At 46.5% G+C, this 18641-nt stretch carries 21 protein-coding genes; 9 read left to right on the top strand and 12 right to left on the bottom strand.

Annotation, left to right across the window (positions count from 1 at the left end; all coding sequences use genetic code 11):
• Nucleotides 1–141: 141 nt before the first annotated feature.
• The 6 genes from gap to ppa all read left to right on the top strand — a co-directional run bounded on the left by gap (nucleotide 142) and on the right by ppa (nucleotide 5314).
• Complete coding sequence (gene gap / locus A3Q3_RS0107140) at nucleotides 142–1206, top strand: type I glyceraldehyde-3-phosphate dehydrogenase (protein ID WP_020182896.1); 1065 nt, start codon at nucleotides 142–144, stop codon at nucleotides 1204–1206.
• Between the two features lie 153 nt (nucleotides 1207–1359).
• Nucleotides 1360–2805, top strand: a complete 1446-nt coding sequence (gene pyk / locus A3Q3_RS0107135; RefSeq protein ID WP_020182895.1) for a pyruvate kinase — start codon at nucleotides 1360–1362, stop codon at nucleotides 2803–2805.
• 62 nt (nucleotides 2806–2867) lie between these two features.
• The gene (locus A3Q3_RS0107130) at nucleotides 2868–3767 is read left to right on the top strand and encodes a phosphoribosylaminoimidazolesuccinocarboxamide synthase (RefSeq protein ID WP_020182894.1); all 900 of its coding nucleotides are present in this window, start codon (nucleotides 2868–2870) and stop codon (nucleotides 3765–3767) included.
• Nucleotides 3768–3773: 6 nt separating this feature from the next.
• Nucleotides 3774–4043 (top strand): YkvA family protein, encoded by a 270-nt coding sequence (locus A3Q3_RS0107125; protein ID WP_020182893.1) that lies wholly within the window; start codon nucleotides 3774–3776, stop codon nucleotides 4041–4043.
• 1 nt (nucleotide 4044) lies between these two features.
• Complete coding sequence (locus A3Q3_RS0107120; protein WP_020182892.1) at nucleotides 4045–4683, top strand: VTT domain-containing protein; 639 nt, start codon at nucleotides 4045–4047, stop codon at nucleotides 4681–4683.
• 82 nt (nucleotides 4684–4765) lie between these two features.
• Nucleotides 4766–5314 (top strand): inorganic diphosphatase, encoded by a 549-nt coding sequence (gene ppa / locus A3Q3_RS0107115; RefSeq protein WP_020182891.1) that lies wholly within the window; start codon nucleotides 4766–4768, stop codon nucleotides 5312–5314.
• A 76-nt stretch (nucleotides 5315–5390) separates the two neighbouring features.
• Here the strand turns inward: ppa and A3Q3_RS0107110 are convergent, their stop codons facing one another.
• A complete protein-coding gene (locus A3Q3_RS0107110; protein ID WP_020182890.1) occupies nucleotides 5391–7424 on the bottom strand; it encodes a sodium-translocating pyrophosphatase in 2034 nt (677 codons plus the stop codon).
• Between the two features lie 218 nt (nucleotides 7425–7642).
• Nucleotides 7643–8089, bottom strand: a complete 447-nt coding sequence (locus tag A3Q3_RS13755) for a DciA family protein (RefSeq protein ID WP_020182889.1) — start codon at nucleotides 8087–8089, stop codon at nucleotides 7643–7645.
• Nucleotides 8090–8114: 25 nt separating this feature from the next.
• Between A3Q3_RS13755 and A3Q3_RS0107100 the strand changes: the two genes are divergently transcribed.
• The 3 genes from A3Q3_RS0107100 to A3Q3_RS0107090 all read left to right on the top strand — a co-directional run bounded on the left by A3Q3_RS0107100 (nucleotide 8115) and on the right by A3Q3_RS0107090 (nucleotide 12063).
• Complete coding sequence (locus A3Q3_RS0107100; protein ID WP_025224928.1) at nucleotides 8115–9017, top strand: M23 family metallopeptidase; 903 nt, start codon at nucleotides 8115–8117, stop codon at nucleotides 9015–9017.
• A gap of 123 nt (nucleotides 9018–9140) precedes the next feature.
• Entirely contained in the window at nucleotides 9141–11867 is a 2727-nt protein-coding gene (secA, locus tag A3Q3_RS0107095) for a preprotein translocase subunit SecA (RefSeq protein WP_020182887.1), read from the top strand.
• Between the two features lie 7 nt (nucleotides 11868–11874).
• Nucleotides 11875–12063: a DUF1289 domain-containing protein gene (locus A3Q3_RS0107090; RefSeq protein WP_232418385.1), complete on the top strand. Its 189-nt coding sequence runs from the start codon at nucleotides 11875–11877 to the stop codon at nucleotides 12061–12063.
• 71 nt (nucleotides 12064–12134) lie between these two features.
• Here A3Q3_RS0107090 and A3Q3_RS0107085 read toward each other — a convergent pair whose 3' ends face one another.
• Genes A3Q3_RS0107085 through rsxG form a run of 10 tightly spaced genes read right to left on the bottom strand, consistent with a single transcriptional unit; the run spans nucleotide 12135 to nucleotide 18639 of the window.
• Nucleotides 12135–12887 (bottom strand): DUF2063 domain-containing protein, encoded by a 753-nt coding sequence (locus A3Q3_RS0107085; protein ID WP_020182885.1) that lies wholly within the window; start codon nucleotides 12885–12887, stop codon nucleotides 12135–12137.
• Entirely contained in the window at nucleotides 12887–13792 is a 906-nt protein-coding gene (locus A3Q3_RS0107080; RefSeq protein ID WP_020182884.1) for a DUF692 domain-containing protein, read from the bottom strand. The genes A3Q3_RS0107085 and A3Q3_RS0107080 overlap by 1 nt, the downstream gene beginning before the upstream one ends.
• A 14-nt stretch (nucleotides 13793–13806) precedes the next feature.
• Complete coding sequence (locus tag A3Q3_RS0107075) at nucleotides 13807–14127, bottom strand: hypothetical protein (RefSeq protein WP_020182883.1); 321 nt, start codon at nucleotides 14125–14127, stop codon at nucleotides 13807–13809.
• A gap of 51 nt (nucleotides 14128–14178) precedes the next feature.
• Nucleotides 14179–14430 carry a zf-HC2 domain-containing protein gene (locus A3Q3_RS0107070; protein WP_020182882.1) on the bottom strand — a complete coding sequence of 84 codons (252 nt, stop codon included), beginning with the start codon at nucleotides 14428–14430 and terminating at the stop codon, nucleotides 14179–14181.
• 25 nt (nucleotides 14431–14455) lie between these two features.
• Entirely contained in the window at nucleotides 14456–15010 is a 555-nt protein-coding gene (locus tag A3Q3_RS0107065; RefSeq protein WP_025224922.1) for a sigma-70 family RNA polymerase sigma factor, read from the bottom strand.
• A 28-nt stretch (nucleotides 15011–15038) separates the two neighbouring features.
• Nucleotides 15039–15482, bottom strand: a complete 444-nt coding sequence (locus A3Q3_RS0107060; protein ID WP_020182880.1) for a DUF1841 family protein — start codon at nucleotides 15480–15482, stop codon at nucleotides 15039–15041.
• Nucleotides 15469–16593, bottom strand: a complete 1125-nt coding sequence (locus tag A3Q3_RS0107055; RefSeq protein WP_020182879.1) for an FIST C-terminal domain-containing protein — start codon at nucleotides 16591–16593, stop codon at nucleotides 15469–15471. The genes A3Q3_RS0107060 and A3Q3_RS0107055 overlap by 14 nt, the downstream gene beginning before the upstream one ends.
• Before the next feature lie 7 nt (nucleotides 16594–16600).
• On the bottom strand, nucleotides 16601–17293 hold the full coding sequence (gene nth, locus A3Q3_RS0107050; RefSeq protein WP_020182878.1) for an endonuclease III: 693 nt from the start codon (nucleotides 17291–17293) through the stop codon (nucleotides 16601–16603).
• A 15-nt stretch (nucleotides 17294–17308) separates the two neighbouring features.
• Nucleotides 17309–17986, bottom strand: a complete 678-nt coding sequence (locus A3Q3_RS0107045; protein ID WP_020182877.1) for an electron transport complex subunit E — start codon at nucleotides 17984–17986, stop codon at nucleotides 17309–17311.
• On the bottom strand, nucleotides 17983–18639 hold the full coding sequence (gene rsxG, locus A3Q3_RS0107040) for an electron transport complex subunit RsxG (protein WP_020182876.1): 657 nt from the start codon (nucleotides 18637–18639) through the stop codon (nucleotides 17983–17985). Before rsxG ends, A3Q3_RS0107045 begins: the two co-directional genes overlap by 4 nt.
• Nucleotides 18640–18641 lie beyond the last annotated feature (2 nt).

Here is an 18641-nt window from a genome sequence, read left to right as displayed (position 1 = left end):
TTTTGCACTCATTCATTAGAGTGTCATTCACGCAATTTACAATCCTGATATTGAAATAGCCTCAATAGAGGCTATTTTTTTTGAATCTAGCATTAAAGTTGCTTAAACCGTAGTAATGCTGAATGTTTTGGAGAACCAATCATGGCTGCTGTACGTGTAGGTATTAATGGATTTGGGCGCATTGGCCGTATGTTTTTACGTGCGGTGATGAATGAAGAAGAGTTCAGCGACATCGATATTGTTGCGATTAACGGTATCGAAGCCCCTGAATACATGCTCTATATGCTGAAGTATGACTCTGTGCATGGGCGGTTTCAATACGATGCGCATTTTGAGGGCGAGTTCTTGGTAGTGGACGGCAAGAAAATACGCCTCTCTTCCGAAAGCGACCCTGCCAATATTCCTTGGGCAGCTGCCGGTGTGGACGTAGTAGTAGAGTGCACCGGCGTGTTCTTAACGCAAGCGACTTGCCAAGCCCACATTCAGCAAGGCGCCAAAAAAGTGGTGCAGTCAGCGCCAGGTAAAGATGACACGCCTATGTTTGTGTATGGCGTGAACCATGCAGATTATAAAGGGGAGGCCATTGTTTCCGCCGCCTCTTGTACCACCAATGCATTGGCGCCTATTGCCAAAGTGCTGCACGATGCCTTTGGCATTAAGCGTGGCTTGATGACGACCATTCACGCAGCAACGGCATCCCAAAAAACCGTAGACGGTACCTCCAACAAAGACTGGCGTGGTGGCCGCGGTGTATTTGAGAATATCATTCCGTCGAGTACTGGCGCGGCAAAAGCGGTGGGTAAAGTGATTCCTGCACTCAATAAAAAACTGACCGGGATGGCCATGCGTGTGCCGACGGCAGATGTGTCTGTTGTGGATTTAACGATTGAGCTAGAGCAACCTACCACTTATGAGGCCATTTGTGAGGCCATGCAAACTGCGGCAGACACGCATCTTAAAAGTGTGCTGGCTTACACCGATGAAAAAGTAGTCTCAACCGATTTTCGCGGTGCGCCTGCCGCCAGTATTTTTGATGCGGACGCAGGCATTATGCTTGATCCAACCTTTGTCAAAATTGTGAGTTGGTACGATAATGAGTATGGATATACTTCTAATTTAATACGGTTGGTGCAGCATATTTCAAAATACAAAGCGCCTGTCAGAATTATCCAAATGGAGGATTTAGATTTCGCCGAGTCTGTTTAACGCATCTATCTGGGTGCCTGTCATTGAAGCGTGTGTTTGATGCTAAAGCAACATAAAGAGCACATGCGTCAAATGTAGCGAATCTAAATGCAAAGATACTGGTCAAACAAGGGAAGTCATGTTACTTCCCTTTTGGCTTTTGGGAATACGACTATGCAACGAAAAACAAAAATTGTGGCAACCTTGGGGCCGGCAAGTGCTTCCGAGGAAAAGATAGCGCGTTTACTACGTGCTGGCGTCAATGTGGTGCGACTCAATTTTTCCCACGGTACTGCTGAGTCGCACATGGAACGTGCCGCGCTGGTGCGCGCTATTGCAGAAAAAATGCAGCTGCATGTGGGCGTGCTGTGTGATCTGCAAGGGCCTAAGGTGCGCATTGGTAAATTTGAGCATCAAAGCGTCACGCTCAAAAGTGGCGATTTGTTTGTGCTGGATGCCGACTGTGCGCTGGGTGATCAGCAGCGTGTTGGATTGGACTACCAAAACCTGCCACGTGAGGTAAAAGAAGGCACTGTTTTGTTGCTAGATGATGGACGCATCACGCTGGAAGTGAATCGCGTACGCGGCAATCAAATTTACTGCGTGGTGCTGGCCGGCGGCGAGCTTTCTAACAACAAAGGCATTAATCTGCAAGGTGGCGGTTTGGCGGCTGAGGCGCTCACGGCCAAAGACATTGCGGATATTCAAACGGCCGTTGCGCTCGATGCGGATTACATTGCTATTTCTTTCCCTAAAAATGCAGCTGACATGGCGCGTGCACGCACGCTCATACAAAAAGCCGGTGGGCATGCCAGTTTGGTGGCTAAAATTGAAAGGGCCGAGGCGATTGAGCACTTGGAATCCATTATCGATGCTTCTGAAGTGGTGATGGTGGCACGCGGAGATTTGGGTGTTGAGGTTGGAGATGCCGCAGTGCCTGGCTTGCAAAAACGCATTATTCGCTTAGCACGAGCCCGTAATAAGTTGGTGATTACGGCCACACAAATGATGGAATCCATGATCCACAATCCAATTCCTACCCGTGCAGAAGTGTCAGATGTCGCCAATGCTGTGCTGGATGGCACCGATGCTGTGATGTTGTCTGCTGAAACAGCTAGTGGTAATTACCCTGTGGAAACGGTAGAGGCGATGGACCGCGTTTGCTTGGAAGCCGAAAAAGAATACGAAAGTATGCATCATATTGAGCGCAGAGCGCATGAGCATCACCGCGTGGATGAAGCGATTGCCGCCGCCGCTGTGTTTACTGCGCGTAACTATCGCGTCAAAGCGATTGTAGCGCTTACCGTCTCTGGCAACTCTGCACAGTGGTTATCGCGTGCAGATTGCGCCGTACCTATTTACGCCATGTCGCCCGATTTACACGCGCGTCGTAAGCTGACATTGCACCGAAATGTGTTCCCATTTGCGATTTGCCAGCAAGACCGCAGTCGAGATGAAATATTTTCGGATATCGAGTCTGTGCTGACAGCAGCGCAACTGGTACATACAGGAGATGAAGTGTTGGTGACCTATGGTGAGCCCTTTGGCACCTTGGGTGGGACAAACTCGCTTAAGGTGATTCAGATTGGCGCGCCACAAGTGAACACATCAGCACCGTAAAAAAATAGCTTCAAAGCCATGCGCAATTTATAATAACGTTCTTTCTTGCTAAATCACTCATCATGACATCACCATTACTGAATACCAGTCTCAGCAGTCTTAAACGCATTCATCAAGGCAAAGTGCGTGATATTTACGATATAGACGCAAACACCATGTTGCTAATTAGTACAGACCGCTTGTCTGCATTTGATGTGATTTTACCGACCGGGATTCAGAACAAAGGGGCCATGTTGACGCAAATGGCTAACTTCTGGTTTAAAAAGCTGGCACATGTTGTACCTAATCACTTAACCGGTATTGATCCTGATGATGTGGTGTCGACACCAGAAGATAAAGCGCAATTAGGTAGCAGGGCCGTGGTGGTAAAAAAACTTAAACCTTTGCCGATTGAAGCGATTGTACGTGGCTATTTAGTAGGCAGTGGCTGGAAAGAATATAAAGCCAAAGGTACAGTGTGCGGCATTGCATTGCCTACAGGCTTGCAAGAGGCTTCACAATTGCCGACACCCTTGTTTACACCTTCAAGCAAAGCGGCAGTAGGTGAGCATGATGAGAATATTACGTTGGCGCAATGTGCTGATTTGATTGGTGCTGAACGTGCGGCAGAAGTGGCTAAAGTCGCTATTCAATTGTATTCAGAAGCCGCCGCGTATGCGCTGACCAAGGGCATTATCATCGCCGATACCAAATTTGAATTTGGGCTTGATGAGAAGGGCGTCCTGCATGTGATGGATGAAGTGCTGACACCCGATTCATCACGTTTCTGGCCATTGGAAAGTTATCAAGTGGGCAGTAATCCACCCAGTTACGATAAACAGTATGTACGTGATTGGTTAGAAAGCATGGGCTGGAACAAATCCCCACCAGCCCCAGCGTTGCCTGACGATGTTGCCAAACGTACTTCTGATAAATATCTGGAAGCGTTTGAAAAACTTACCGGTCAGCCGCTACCTGTTTAATTATTCATGCTACAGCGCCTAAAAGAAATCGCAGGTAAACTCAAGGCTGAGTTTGATTTCTATCGGCGCTTACAACAGCACCCACAAACGCCTGCATTAGCAAAAGCGTTATTGTGGTTGGCCATTGGTTATTTGCTGTTACCGTTTGATTTGATTCCAGACTTCCTGCCTGTGATTGGTCAGCTAGATGAAGTCATCATTATTCCACTGTTAATCTATTGCGCGGTCAAACTTACGCCAGAAACTGTATTGGCGGAATGTAGAGCGGTCACGTAGCGTGCAACTCTGGCAGCTGATCACCAACTTTGATGCACATCTGCCGGCCTTGGTAGGCATGTATTCCGGTTGGATTTATTTGATTGTCTTCTCAGTTGTTTTCCTAGAAGTGGGCGTGCTGCCGTTATTTTTCTTACCTGGCAACCCTTTTGTATTTGTATGCGGCGCAGTGTGGGCAGCCTCACAACTTAGCCTAATTCTACTATTGGTTGTCCTAGTATCAGCTGCCGTACTAGGCAGTCTATTGGGATATTATCTGGGGAACACGGTTGGTCATGCATTATTCACACGGTATCTAGCATGGCCGAATGAATCTGCGCTGAAAAAAACGCGTCAATTTTTTGAGCGACATGGTGAAAAAAGCTTTATTTTCTCTTTGTTTCTGCCAGTCATTCGTACGCTTGCGCCATTTCTTGCGGGCGTATCTCATATGCAATTGCATCGATTTTTCTATTCAAGCGTCATCGGTTCCTTAGTGTGGGTGCTAGTGTGCGTGTTAGCCGGTTATTATTTTGGGCACCTTGGTATCATTCAACACCACTTAGGCTTGATTACATTGTTGGGCTTAGCATGCTTAGTAATGGCTGTTTTGCTTAAAAAAGGCTGGGATGTTTGGATAAAATCCAATAAAGCCCAGTAAAGATGAAGATTGGCAATAATCTAGCAACAAATTTCGCCTATAATTCCGCTTTTATTTTTCTCAATCACGGGTTCTATTTAACATGTCGCTCAATTTAGTGCCGTCTGGCAAAGATCTTCCTAATGATTTTAACGTTATTATCGAAATTCCTATGCAGGGTGACCCTGTAAAATACGAAGTCGATAAAGAGAGTGGTGCGATTTTTGTGGATCGCTTTATGGGTACTTCTATGCAATACCCATGTAACTACGGTTATATCCCTCACACTTTGGCTGATGATGGCGACCCGGTAGATGTGTTGGTGATTACGCCTGTGCCTTTGTTACCAGGTGTAGTAGTGCGTTGCCGTGCATTGGGTATGTTGAACATGACGGATGAAGCTGGTGGCGATGCAAAATTGCTCGCAGTGCCTGTGGAAAAAGTCTGTGGTCTATATGCTTATCAAAAAACCTATAAAGATGTTTCACCATGGCGTTTGGAAATGATCTCTCATTTCTTTGAACATTACAAAGATTTGGATAAAGGCAAATGGGTGAAAATTGAAGGCTGGGAAGGCATTGAAGAGGCGCATAAAGAAATTATGGATGGCGTTGCACGCTACAACACAGCGGAAGTAAAACCAGCGTTCTAATCCTGTGTACTTCATCTGAAGATACAGCAATAAAAAAGGCAGCTTAAGCTGCCTTTTTTATTACGAGAAAAATAGACTACACATGCAACAGCGGCACGATCAGTAGCGCCACAATGTTAATAATTTTAATTAGTGGATTCACTGCTGGACCCGCAGTATCCTTGTAGGGGTCACCCACGGTATCGCCAGTTACCGCTGCTTTATGCGCATCAGAACCTTTACCGCCATGATGACCATCTTCGATATATTTCTTGGCGTTATCCCAAGCACCACCACCAGTACACATGGAGATGGCGACAAATAAACCAGTGACGATGGTACCCATTAGTAAGCCGCCCAATGCTACAGGGCCAAGCAATAACCCTACAGCAATTGGCGCTACTACCGGTAATAATGAAGGAATCATCATTTCTTTGATGGCAGCGGTCGTCAGCATGTCTACGGCTTTGCCGTACTCTGGTTTGGCCGTGCCTTCCATGATGCCTTTGATATCGCGGAACTGACGGCGCACTTCTTCCACCACTGCGCCAGCAGCACGACCAACAGCTTCCATCGCCATCGCAGCAAATAAGAATGGAATCAAACCGCCGATGAATAAACCAATGATGACCATCGGATCGCTCAAGTCAAACTTCACATCAATGCCTGCGCCTTGTAGTTTATGCGTGTAATCGGCAAACAATACCAACGCGGCTAAGCCAGCAGAGCCAATCGCATACCCTTTCGTCACAGCCTTAGTGGTATTGCCTACTGCATCCAACGGGTCTGTCACATCACGCACGCTACTTGGGAGTTCTGCCATTTCAGCAATACCGCCAGCGTTATCGGTAATGGGGCCATAGGCATCTAGTGCCACCACAATACCAGCCATGCTCAACATTGCGGTAGCGGCAATAGCAATACCATATAAACCACCCAAATGGTAAGAGGTGTAAATGGCGAGACACACTGCCAATACAGGCCATGCCGTAGATTTCATGGACACGCCAATGCCTGCAATAATGTTGGTTGCGTGACCAGTGGTAGATGCTTGGGCTACGTGCTTCACCGGTGCGTAATCAGTACCGGTGTAGTACTCCGTAATCCATACCAATGCGGCTGTTAAGATTAAGCCTACGGCACAAGCGCCAAATAATGCTTGGCTAGTAACTATTTTGTCTCCATACGTGATGCCTTCGGGAAATAGGTGCTGTGTGACAAAGTAGAAGGCGATCAGTGACAACACGCCTGCAACGGCTAAGCCTTTATAAAGTGCAGGCATCACGTTTTTCATGCCTGGTGAAGCTTTCACAAAGAAGCAGCCGATGATAGAGGCGACAATTGATACCGCGCCCAATAGCAGTGGATAGATCACGGCGTTGGCACCTGCTTCTGCCGCCATTAAGCCACCGAGTACCATCGTCGCAATTAAGGTCACCGCATACGTTTCAAACAAGTCGGCGGCCATCCCGGCACAGTCGCCCACGTTGTCACCGACGTTATCGGCAATCACCGCAGGGTTGCGTGGGTCATCTTCCGGAATCCCCGCTTCCACTTTGCCCACTAAGTCTGCACCCACGTCTGCACCCTTGGTAAATATACCGCCACCTAAACGCGCAAAGATTGAAATTAATGATGAGCCAAAGGCCAATCCAATCAATGGGTTAAGATCGCTTGCATTTTCTGCGCCTAGGTATATATAAAAACCGGCAACGCCTAGTAAGCCTAAGCCTACTACTAACATGCCAGTGATGGCGCCGCCTTTAAACGCTACGTCTAATGCTGGTCCAATGCCATTGGTGGCTGCCTGAGCGGTGCGCACATTGGCTTTCACCGAGACATTCATACCAATAAAGCCACAAGCGCCGGAAAGAATGGCGCCGACGACAAAACCAATTGCGGTATTCACATTTAAAAATATTGCAATCAACACAGCCAGTACCACGCCCACAATAGCAATTGTCTTATATTGACGTGCTAAATAGGCGGCTGCTCCTTGTTGAATCGCGCCTGCAATTTCTTGCATGCGCGCATTGCCTGCTGGTAACCCCGAAATCCATTTACTCATTACTACGCCATACAGTACTGCTAATACAGCTGCAGCAATGGCAATCATTAAAGCGACTGACATGACTTCTCCTAATTTATCGTTGTAAATTTGAAACGTAATTGAAATGCTTAATTAATTGCTAACCAGTTGTAAGAAATTGTAAGAATTATGTAACAACTGATTTCATTATGGCACTAAACAACTAGCGCGACAACCAACGGATTTTTGGATAGAAATTGCAAGAAGAATACGAGCGTTGGTGAGTATTTGGACTGGCCCGCATCCGCAGCAGGTGAGCGTTACTCGCTGCTTTTGGCGGCCAGTTTTTTCAGGATGTCACCAAGCGGGGTGCCTGCAATCGTATTGGCATAGCGATTCAAATGTTGCGCGCCAGATGAACTGAGTTTGATTGCGCGTTTGGTGCGTGGTTTAGGGGTAGATTTTACTTGCACTTTCACCTTAATTACAGTAACTTTACAATGCTTGAATTGGCCAATTGTTTTTTGGGAATTTTCCAATGCTTTCAATAGGCTAGCTTGCATAAGTTTGATTTTACTTGCAACGCTGGCATTGGTCGCAAAGACGGTTAGCACGCCATCATTGAGTATATTGGCAGTACTGTGATCCGCTAAAAAATCGGGCACAGACGTTAGCCAAAACGCATTGATGAGCGCCTTCTCTCCCGCTTGTTGCGTGAGTTGATTCAGTTGGTTGTGTTGACCAAAAATCGCATTCAATTTATGCATAACGTTACAGAGGCAATAGGTAGCAATGAATATTATCTTAGTTTCAAACAAAATGGCAAAAGCCAAGAGCTTAAATGCATGGCAAGCAGGGAGTTTGGTGGCTGCACTGGTGTTATTACCAGTGTTGATGATTTTACTATTTCTGACCCCCAAGCAAACCATTAAAGAGCAAGGCGTTAAAGCCATGTTGCCCCCGCATTTAAAGGGGACTATCCTTTCATCACAAAGCCATTTGGATGCGTATGCCAAACAAATCGGCGAGTTACAAGCGCGCATTATGCGTTTGGATGCACAGAACCAACGTCTAGCGAAACTGGCCGGTGAGAAGCCTCAACAAACACCACAAACTGAACAGACGCCCCAAGTGTTGGACCCGAACCGTGGTGGTCCGTTAATACATGAAAAACCTATGTCTGAGTCAGACTTGATCGCGGCGATTGAAGAATTGATGAATACCGTAGATGCCCGGGATGAATACCAAAGCGTGATTGAAGCAAAAATCTTGCAGCAGAGTGTGTTGAAAGACATGTTGCCTAACAGTAGCCCGGTGCGCGCTGGCTACAACTCTTCCAGCTATGGTTGGCGTATCGATCCATTTAACGGACACAAAGCGTTTCATGAAGGCTTGGATTTTCCGGCGGATACTGGCACGCCGATTCTGGCCGCAGCTGACGGAATTGTGACAGCCGCAGAGCAAACGCCGGATTATGGTAATATTGTAAAGATTCAGCATGGTTCAGGATTAGAAACACGCTATGCCCATGCCTCTAAAATCATAGTGAAAGTGGGGGATCGCGTGGTCAAGGGTCAGCAAGTTGCGCTAGTAGGCAATACTGGCCGATCTACCGGCCCACATTTGCATTATGAAATACGTTTAAACGGTAATGCTTTAGACCCGCGCCAATACTTAAACAGAAGCGCAGGCTAATCAGCGTAATGAGAAAAACGCAATGAATTTGAAATTATTAATTTAATCCCCATCTGTATATCAATATTTTAATTTAACACTATTTTTTAGGTTTCCGTCCTTACGGAAAGTTGGTGCCTCTTCATGTTATCCACGTTGTTCAAAAAATTTTTCGGTAGTCGTAATGAGAGGCTGATTAAACAATACAGCCAAGCTGTTAAAGACATTAATGCCTTAGAGCCTACTATCGAAGCATTATCAGATGATGCATTGCGTGCAAAAACAGAAGAGTTTAAACAACGTTATCAACAAGGCGAAACGCTAGAGCAATTGTTGCCAGAGGCGTTTGCCGTTGTGCGCGAAGGCAGTCGTCGTGCTTTAGGTATGCGTCATTTTGATGTGCAGTTGATTGGCGGTATGGTGCTGAACGCAGGAAAAATTGCGGAGATGCGTACCGGTGAAGGTAAAACCTTAGTCGCTACATTGCCTACGTATTTGAATGCATTGACTGGTAAAGGCGTACACGTTGTGACCGTCAACGATTACCTCGCCAAGCGTGATGCGGAGTGGATGGGTAAGCTCTACAATTTCCTTGGTTTAACCGTTGGCATTAACTTATCGCAGATGCCGCATGATGTGAAACAACAAGCGTATGCTGCGGACATCACTTACGGCACCAATAACGAGTTTGGCTTTGACTACCTGCGTGACAATATGGTGTTTAGTCGCGAAGAGCGTGTACAGCGCACATTAAGTTATGCGTTAGTGGATGAAGTGGACTCGATTTTAATTGATGAGGCGCGTACGCCATTGATTATTTCTGGTCAAGCTGAACACAGTATTGATTTGTATCACCAAATTAACGCCGTAGCATTACAGCTGACAGCGCAAAAAGAAGAAGAGGGTGAAGGCGACTATTGGGTGGATGAAAAAGCCCAAACAGTGACCATGAGTGAAGCAGGTCACGAGCACGCTGAGCAAATCTTAACCAGTTCAGGTTTATTGCCAGAAGGCTCAAGTTTATACGAAGCTGCCAATATTACCTTGGTGCATCATTTGTACGCATCATTGCGTGCGCAAAATCTATTCAATAAAGATCAGCACTATGTGGTGCGTGATGATGAAGTGATTATCGTTGATGAGTTCTCTGGCCGTATGATGCCGGGACGTCGCTGGTCTGATGGTTTACACCAAGCAGTGGAGGCGAAAGAAGGCGTTGCGATTCAAAAAGAGAATCAAACCTTAGCTTCAATCACCTTCCAAAATTATTTCCGCATGTATGCCAAACTAAGTGGCATGACAGGTACGGCGGATACTGAAGCTTATGAATTTAATCAAATTTATAACTTAGAGACCGTGGTAGTGCCAACACATCGCCCGATGCAACGTAAAGATGCAATGGACAAGGTGTATCGCACAGCGATGGAAAAATACAATGCGGTCATTGAAGATATTAAACAGTGTCAGGCAAAAGGTCAGCCAGTGCTGGTGGGTACTACCTCCATTGAAAACTCTGAGTTAATTTCTAATTTACTGACCAAAGCCAAACTAGAGCACCAAGTATTGAACGCTAAACAGCATGAGCGTGAAGCGCATATTGTGGCTGAAGCGGGTCGTCCGGGCGTGATTACCATTGCGACCAATATGGCAGGCCGTGGTACAGACATTGTGCTGGGTGGCAATCCGGAAGCGGCGATTCACGCAGTGAATCAAGATGCCGACTTGAGTGAAACGCAAAAGCAAACCAAAGCAGAGCAATTGAAAGCAGAGTGGCAGCAACGTCATGATGCAGTGCTGGCTTCAGGCGGCTTGCATATTATTGGTACGGAGCGTCATGAATCGCGTCGTGTGGATAACCAGTTGCGTGGTCGTGCCGGTCGTCAAGGTGATCCTGGATCTAGCCGTTTCTATTTATCGTTAGACGATCAATTATTACGTATTTTCTCCGGCGAGCGTGTGTCTGCCATTATGGCCAGATTGAATATGCCAGAAGGAGAAGCGATTGAGCATTCGATGGTGACGCGTGCTATTGAGAATGCCCAACGTAAAGTAGAAGGCCGTAACTTTGATATTCGTAAACAGTTGTTGGAATTTGATGATGTGGCCAATGATCAACGTAAAGTGATTTACGAGCAACGCAATGAATTGTTAGAAGCGCATGATGTAGGCGCAACGATTCAGGCCATGCGCCACGATGTGTTGAACAGCGTGTTTGAAACCTATGTGCCGCCAGGCAGTGTAGAAGAGCAGTGGGATGTATCTAGCTTAGAGAAGAACTTGTTTGCAGATGCGGGTTTAGATTTGCCGATTGCAACATGGTTAGAAGAAAATCCAGATTTGCATGAAGAAACCTTGCGTGAGCGTATCTTTGAGGCCGCGGATAAAGCCTATGCCGAGAAAGAGGTATTAGCAGGCCCTGAGAATATCCGTAACTTTGAGCGTTCTGTCATGTTGCAAAGTTTAGATAATCACTGGCGTGAGCACTTGGCCGCTTTGGATCATTTGCGTCAGGGGATTCACTTACGCTCTTATGCGCAAAAAAATCCTAAACAAGAATATAAGCGCGAGGCTTTCCAATTGTTTGAAGGCTTACTGAATACTGTAAAAAGTGAAGTGACACGTATTACGATGTTGGTACAGGTGCGTACGCAAGAAGATGTAGAGGCTGTTGAACCAGTAGCACAAGTAGAAAACGTGCAATACCAACATGCTGATTATGATGAGGCATTAGCGAATCCGAGTGCAGATGAAGAAGCGCAGCTAGCGAGTGGTCAGCCCGTTGTACGTGATGGCGCTAAAGTAGGCCGCAATGACCCTTGCCCTTGTGGGTCTGGCAAAAAGTATAAAAACTGCCACGGCGTATTAAGTTAAAGGCAGCATGATGAGTGAGAAAACGGTAGCATCACCTTGTATTGGTGTATGCAGCATGGATGATTTAAGTGGTTTATGTTTAGGTTGTTACCGCACCATAGAAGAGATTCAAGCTTGGTGGGATATGGACGACGCGAGTAAACAAAGCATTATTGCCCAAGCAGATGATAGAGCATCCACATTGTTTGGTGATTAAGTAAGCCATATCAGTATGAAAAGCCAGCGTATGCTGGCTTTTTTTTGTATAGAGGTCGTTAAAGGTTATATCTAGGTAGCGTTGGCGTTACTAGTCGTGGAACCTAGCAATGCTTGCTGTGTCAGCAAATCATGCAAAATGCCTGTGCCAAATTGAATGATGGCTTGCGCATCGGTTTGCCCTAGCTCTTCTGCGAGCATGGTCAGCGCCTGTCTTCCTGTAAGTGTTTGTTTGCTAAGTATGCTTAATAATCGAAACGTGACTGCATTCAATTCAATAAACTGCACCGCAAAGTGAGGGTCTCGAAATACCAGTAGGTACGTAGGCGTGATGTCTCTCGGAATAAATTGGCGTGAAATGTAGTGCACAGGGTAGTCATAAGCCAGTAGCTGGTGGGGTGCAAGCAGCGGTATTTCATCAAGTAGATCGTGTTGCACACTCAGCGGCAAGTTAGATGCCGGTAGGTGACTCACTGCTAACTCTACCCATTCGTAATGTGCCAATGCTTTGATATTGGCGGGAACATCTTCCATGCTGACCAAGCATGCCACAAACGATTCGGGAATTTCTCTAAACACAGGTGTTTTGGCCGCATGTGCTGCGACATAGCGACGTATGAGTTTTTTCCATGCGCGTACCCCCAACACCTGCTGGCATACCGGGAAGCAAGCTGACACGATATTGAAAAAATTATTGAAAATAGCATGGCGGTACACGGCCATGCGTTGGTTTGCTACGCCCGCTGGTTTGGCATGTACTTTAGGGTTGCGAATATGCGCGGTGAACGCCAGTTGGTATTGCTGAAATGCCGGAAGTGCAGCCATTACACGGCAACCAATGCTGCTTGGAGCGGTGTTGCCTTGGCAATAGGTAATAAACCGTAACGATTTTGATACGCTGCAATCGTGTCGATCTCTTTCACCAAATCCAGCAACGGTGGAATGTTACTGTCACGTTCCAATAATGTTGGGAACGTACCAAATAAACGGTAAGCCTCATCTAATAATGACCATACCGGATCAATCACATCTTTACCGTGTGTATCGATCAATAAGTTGGGAGTTTCTTGGTAGTGGCCGGCGATATGACTGTAGACGATACGTTCACCTGGAATCTGCTGTAAGAACGCGTGCGCATCAAAGCCAAAATTCACGCTATTCACATAAATATTGTTGATGTCCAAATGCAACCAGCAATCTGCTTCGGTCAGCACTGCATTCAAAAAGGATATCTCATCCATACTTGAAATTGGGCAGGCTGCATAGAACGAAGTATTCTCAACAGCAATGCGTTGTCCCAAAATGTCTTGGGTTTGGCGTATGCGTTGTGCAACGTAATGCACAGCTTCTTCTGTAAATGGAATGGGCAGTAAGTCGTAGAGGTAGCCTGCTTCTCCATGTTGAATATCACTGCAATAGCTGAGATGCTCGGTATAAAGCGGAATTTGATAATGGCTTAGAAAAGACTTTACCTGCTTTAAAAAATCAATATTCAGTGGGTCAGGCCCACCGAGTGATAAGCAAAGCCCATGACACACCATGGGGTAGCGTTCTGCAAACCAAGTTAAATCATGCAGCGCTTTACCGCCTACGCCTAACCAGTTTTCAGGTGCGATTTCAACAAATTGGATATTGGCAATATGAGGGTCTTGGTAAAACTGCTGGAATTGGGGAATCAGCTCGCGCTTTAACCCCAACCCGGCACCTTGAATGTCAGCCAATGTAGACATGGAACAGGCAGAAGTTATTTACTTTCTTTTTCTTTCTTCATTTCAGCGCTGCATTTACCTTCGCCGCATTTCCCGTCTTTGGCTTTGTTCTCAGCGCTACATTTGCCGTCTTTCGCTTTGTCACCACATTTACCTTCTTTGGCTTTCATTTCGGCACTACATTTGCCTTCGCCACATTTGCCGTCTTTGGCTTTTTCATGATGATCTGCCACTTGGTAGCCGCTAGATAGCGGTTTAATCGCAAATGGATTTTCACCTGCTTGTACACTCGCTGCACCTAAACTCAGTGCGATAGCGCCAGTCATTGCCAATGCTAAAGATGTATTTGATTTCATGATTATTTCCTTATGAGTTAAATAAATAAGTAATACGTTGTTGTCACACGCTTACTTCGATTCAGCTTCTAAAGCCTTGGCGATACGTGCTTTGGTTTCAGATGGCATATTCAGGTGCGTGTCTTCTTCCATCGATTTTGTCATGCGTTGTAAGCCGATGCGTATAGCTAACAACTGTTGGCTGAATCGTTTGCAATACTTACAAATAAGTAGATGTAAGCGTACTGCAATTCGTTCCCGTAAACTTAAACGACGGTCTAAGGATTGAGAAACAAGCTGACTGGTTTGTTTACAATTCAACATTTTTGTCTGCTTCCTTTCTTAATATTTAGGCCTGTAACCAATGAATTTCTAAACACTTTCTGATGCCCATCCGGGCTCTGTACAACATTACCCAAGCATTGGTCGACGTGATGCTCAACTCCTTACAAATTTCTTCATTGTCGGTTTCATGAATATCACGCATCAGAAAAAGTGCGGCTAATTTACTAGGTAACTTATCCATGCATTGCTGCAAAATCACTAAAAATTGTTTTTGCTCAAGCGCATCGTGGGGAATATCCCAAGCCAAGGGTTTTTCAGCCCAATGACCGGTCTCGTCAAAAAACTCATCCATATTGGCATCTTCTTCATGCATCAAATCAGTTGCAACCACTTCACGCATATTCTTACGCATGACATCAATGATTTTATGTTTAAGGATGCCGGTAAGCCAAGTGCGCGGTGCAGACTGTTCTGCAAAACTGGGGCTTTTGATGGCGGCGATAAATGTCTCTTGTACTACATCTTCTGCAAGGTGTGGGTCACGCAATCTGGCGAGTGCAAAACGATACAGGTAATCGCTATGTTCTGTGAGCCAGTCATGCACATTAGGTGTTTTCATGGCAAGCATTCAATCATGTTCATTCTGATTACGCAATAGCGCCACTTTTTTGTTGCATGAGCGCTAAATAATGCGCAGCATCCAGCGGTGTTTGGTTACGTTGCGCCAGCCAAATGGTTTCGGCTAGGCACTCTAACAAATCGTGCTGTGCCTCATGTTCATCTTGATGCTTTACTTTTAATTTCTCGTAGATGGCGACAATGCCAGTGGGTTGGTTAATGCTGAGCTGCTCTAGAATGGAGAGGTGCAGACTCATATGCAGAAACGGGTTGGTTTCTCCCATTTCTGGAAAATAGGCTTGGTGTTGATAGTGTTCTGGGTCGTTTAAAATCCCATGGTATTCCGGATGCATGTGCATGATGGATACCCCGAGTTTTTCTAAATCTGTCAGAGTTTGCTGCGTGTTAAATTTTGCCCATGCATCAAAGAAAAATGCACGGACTTCATCGCGGCTAGGGTTAAACAGACTCATGCGCTTCCTTTTGTTGGCCAAATAATGCGAGCACGATGGAATGCTGCAATAGCGTATTTTGTTGCATCATGGGTGCAATCTGCCCATTACCGTAAAACCCAATAATCGGCATGTTGGGAAAGTTGGCTTTCAGCAGGCGTAAGTCTTCATCATTGCCGCCATAATAATATGGGCCACGCGCCAAACAAGAAAACATGCAAGCAAATGCTGGTGCGCCTTGTAATGTTTGTGTAAGTTGCTGTGCCGTGCTATGTAAATCACTTTGCGCACTGTCCGCATCGCGCAATGCCCAGCGTATCCAGTAGCCTTCAGGTATTGGGTGCGATAGCGTCAGGCTTTGGGTATCTTCGTTTGCAATGATGATACTGGCCAACTCGTATTGGTTTTGCGCAAACGCTTTGGAAGACTGTGCATAAGCCACATTTAGTAAATGTAGTGGCAGGGGTTCGGTGGCCACATCAAGCGTTTGATAGGCCATATTTAAGCTAGTGTATGCGGTGACGTTGGCAATAGACTGCAGCTCAAAGCGCAGGCTGGTTGAGACTTTTCTAGGGCTAGACAACCATTTAAGACCATGACTGGCCGCGATCGCGACATCGCAGTGCTGGATTGCCAACGCACAATAACCTTGAGAGATGCCTTTGCCATCTTGCCATACCGAGAAAGCACCACTGCCGGAAGCATCGCCGGAAATGCCGCCAAACCGAGCATGCGTGCTTGCTAACCAGCTGGCATTGATTGCACTGGGCGCAGCAAGTGTCAGTAAATGTTGACTGCCCTCTACATGTAATGGGTGGCTAGAGAAAATATCTTGAGAAAGTACCAGCGCCGCTACCGCCGCACCATCCAATATCCAATCTTCCTCGGTGAAGATGCCTAGCGCAGAGCAGCCAATGACCTGTGTGCAATTGGCGGCTTTAGACGCAGCACGAATCGCCGCTTGTGGCGCGTGTGCAAACTCAGAGGTGAGATATAACACCACACATTGCGCCGATGTTATGCCTGCTTTTTCTAATGCAGCCTGTACCGCTTGCGTTGCAAGTTCCGGGTCTGCACTTGGGCCGTGCGCTAAGCCAGTGGCTACTTTTAACGGAAGTGATGCAGCAGTCATGCTAGTGTTACTCTGATAGAGGCGTGTTGCGCATCAGTAGGCCTTCACCCGCCATCAGATGTGGTTTAGGAATCGTTTTGTCGGGATATTCACATAGGTCGACAATACAGCACTCGCCGCATTTAGGGTTGCGTGCCGTACAGGTATAGCGCCCATGCAAAATAAGCAGATGGTGCGCATCTTGCAAAAATGCCTTTGGGATGGTTTTTAAATACTTTTGCTCGACTTGCAGTACGTTTTTACCAGTTGCTAATTTGGTGCGATTACCCAAGCGAAACAAATGTGTATCGACCGCAATGGTCGGTTGGCCAAACGCAGTATTGAGAATAACATTGGCAGTTTTGCGACCCACACCGGGCAGTGCTTCCAGCGCTTCGCGCGTGTTTGGTACTGCTCCCTGATGCAAGGTAACAAGCTGTTCGCAGCACGCGATCACATTTTTGGCTTTGGCGTGGTATAAGCCGATGGTTTTGATATAAGGCTCTAGACCTTCTATGCTTAATGCAGCAATGGCTTGCGGTGTGTTGGCAACGGCGAATAATTTGCGCGTGGCGATATTGACGCCTTTGTCTGTGGCTTGGGCAGACAAAATCACGGCGATTAGCAGTTCAAACGTGGAGGTGTACTCAAGCTCGGTGGTCGGGTTAGGAATAGCCGCGCGTAAACGATTAAAAATAGCTTCTCTTTTTTCGGCATTCATGACCCACCACCTGATTTAATGGCTAGGTTTGAGTGCACTGGTGCTTGCTGCTTGCGGCTTAGATTTGCGAATCTCTGCCCAGTTGCGTAAAGCAATCAGGCTCGCTAATCCTAAAAATGCGCCTGGCGGTAAAATCGCAAGCAAAAAGCCATGATAATCCGGAATCACCGTCAGGATATACGATTTGAATTGTGGCCCCAGTGCCAAATCCAACCCGGAAAATAAAGTACCCTTGCCGACCACTTCGCGGATGCCACCCAGCAATCCCAGCACGATAGTGAGGCCGATACCCATGATAAAGCCATCGAATATAGCCGGTGCAGGCGCATTTTTGGCTGCAAAAGATTCAACCCGCGCCAATACGATGCAATTCACAACAATTAACGGAATAAAAATACCGAGTACTTTGTGCAAGGGTTCTGCAAACCCATGAATGGCTAAATCAATCATGGTGACCAACGCAGCAATCACCAAGATAAACACTGGTACGCGAATCTCATCCGGTACAAATCTACGTACCGGTGACACAGCGCCATTGGCGGCAGCCATGACCAGTGCAGTGGCTAAGCCAAGGCTGACACCATTGACCACGGAGGTTGTAACGGCCAGTGTTGGGCATAAACCGAGTAGCTGTACTACGCCTGGGTTTTGTTTCCACAGCCCGTTATGGGCAATTTCTTTAAATTGACTCACGGTTTCTCCTGCGTTTGGTCACTGCTATCGTGTGCCGCAAATAGGGTTTGTTTATTAAGATCGACATATTGTAGCGCTTTATGTACGGCGCCTACTACTGCACGTGGCGTAATCGTCGCACCTACCATGTAATCAAACTTGCCCCCGTCTTTTTTAACATGCCAATCAAGCGCTGATGCAGTGTTGAGTGATTCGCCATCAAAAAGTTTAATCCAATTGTTCTTGGCAATATCAATATAATCACCCAGCCCCGGTGTCTCTTTATGGGTGATTACGCGCACGCCGCTCACTACGCCATCTGCTTGAATGGCCAGTAATAATTTGATGTCGCCACTGTAGCCATCATGCGCAATGGCTTCCAAAATAATGGCCGATGGTTGGTGCTGTAAGCGCGCAATATTAGCGATGGTCGGCTGGGTATTGCCAAGCAGTGGGTCAGGAGGGATCGTCACTGTATCCTTGAGTAAATCGTTGTCATGCAGATGCTCCGGCATGATTTGTCTAAATAAACTCATGCGCGCTGCTGCTTCACTTTGCTCAATAGGTATTTTGGTCACGCTGTACACATAAGCCATGAGTGACGTAAATACAATCGCAAACGCCATCAGTGTGAATGCGGTTTTACTTGCGTGTTTAATGATGGTTTCAGGCATCG

It is taken from the genome of Methylotenera sp. 1P/1, assembly GCF_000384355.1.
Classification (GTDB): Bacteria; Pseudomonadota; Gammaproteobacteria; order Burkholderiales; family Methylophilaceae; genus Methylophilus.
Note: the sequence above shows the minus strand (reverse complement) of the source record. Positions and strands in the feature narration are given on the sequence as shown.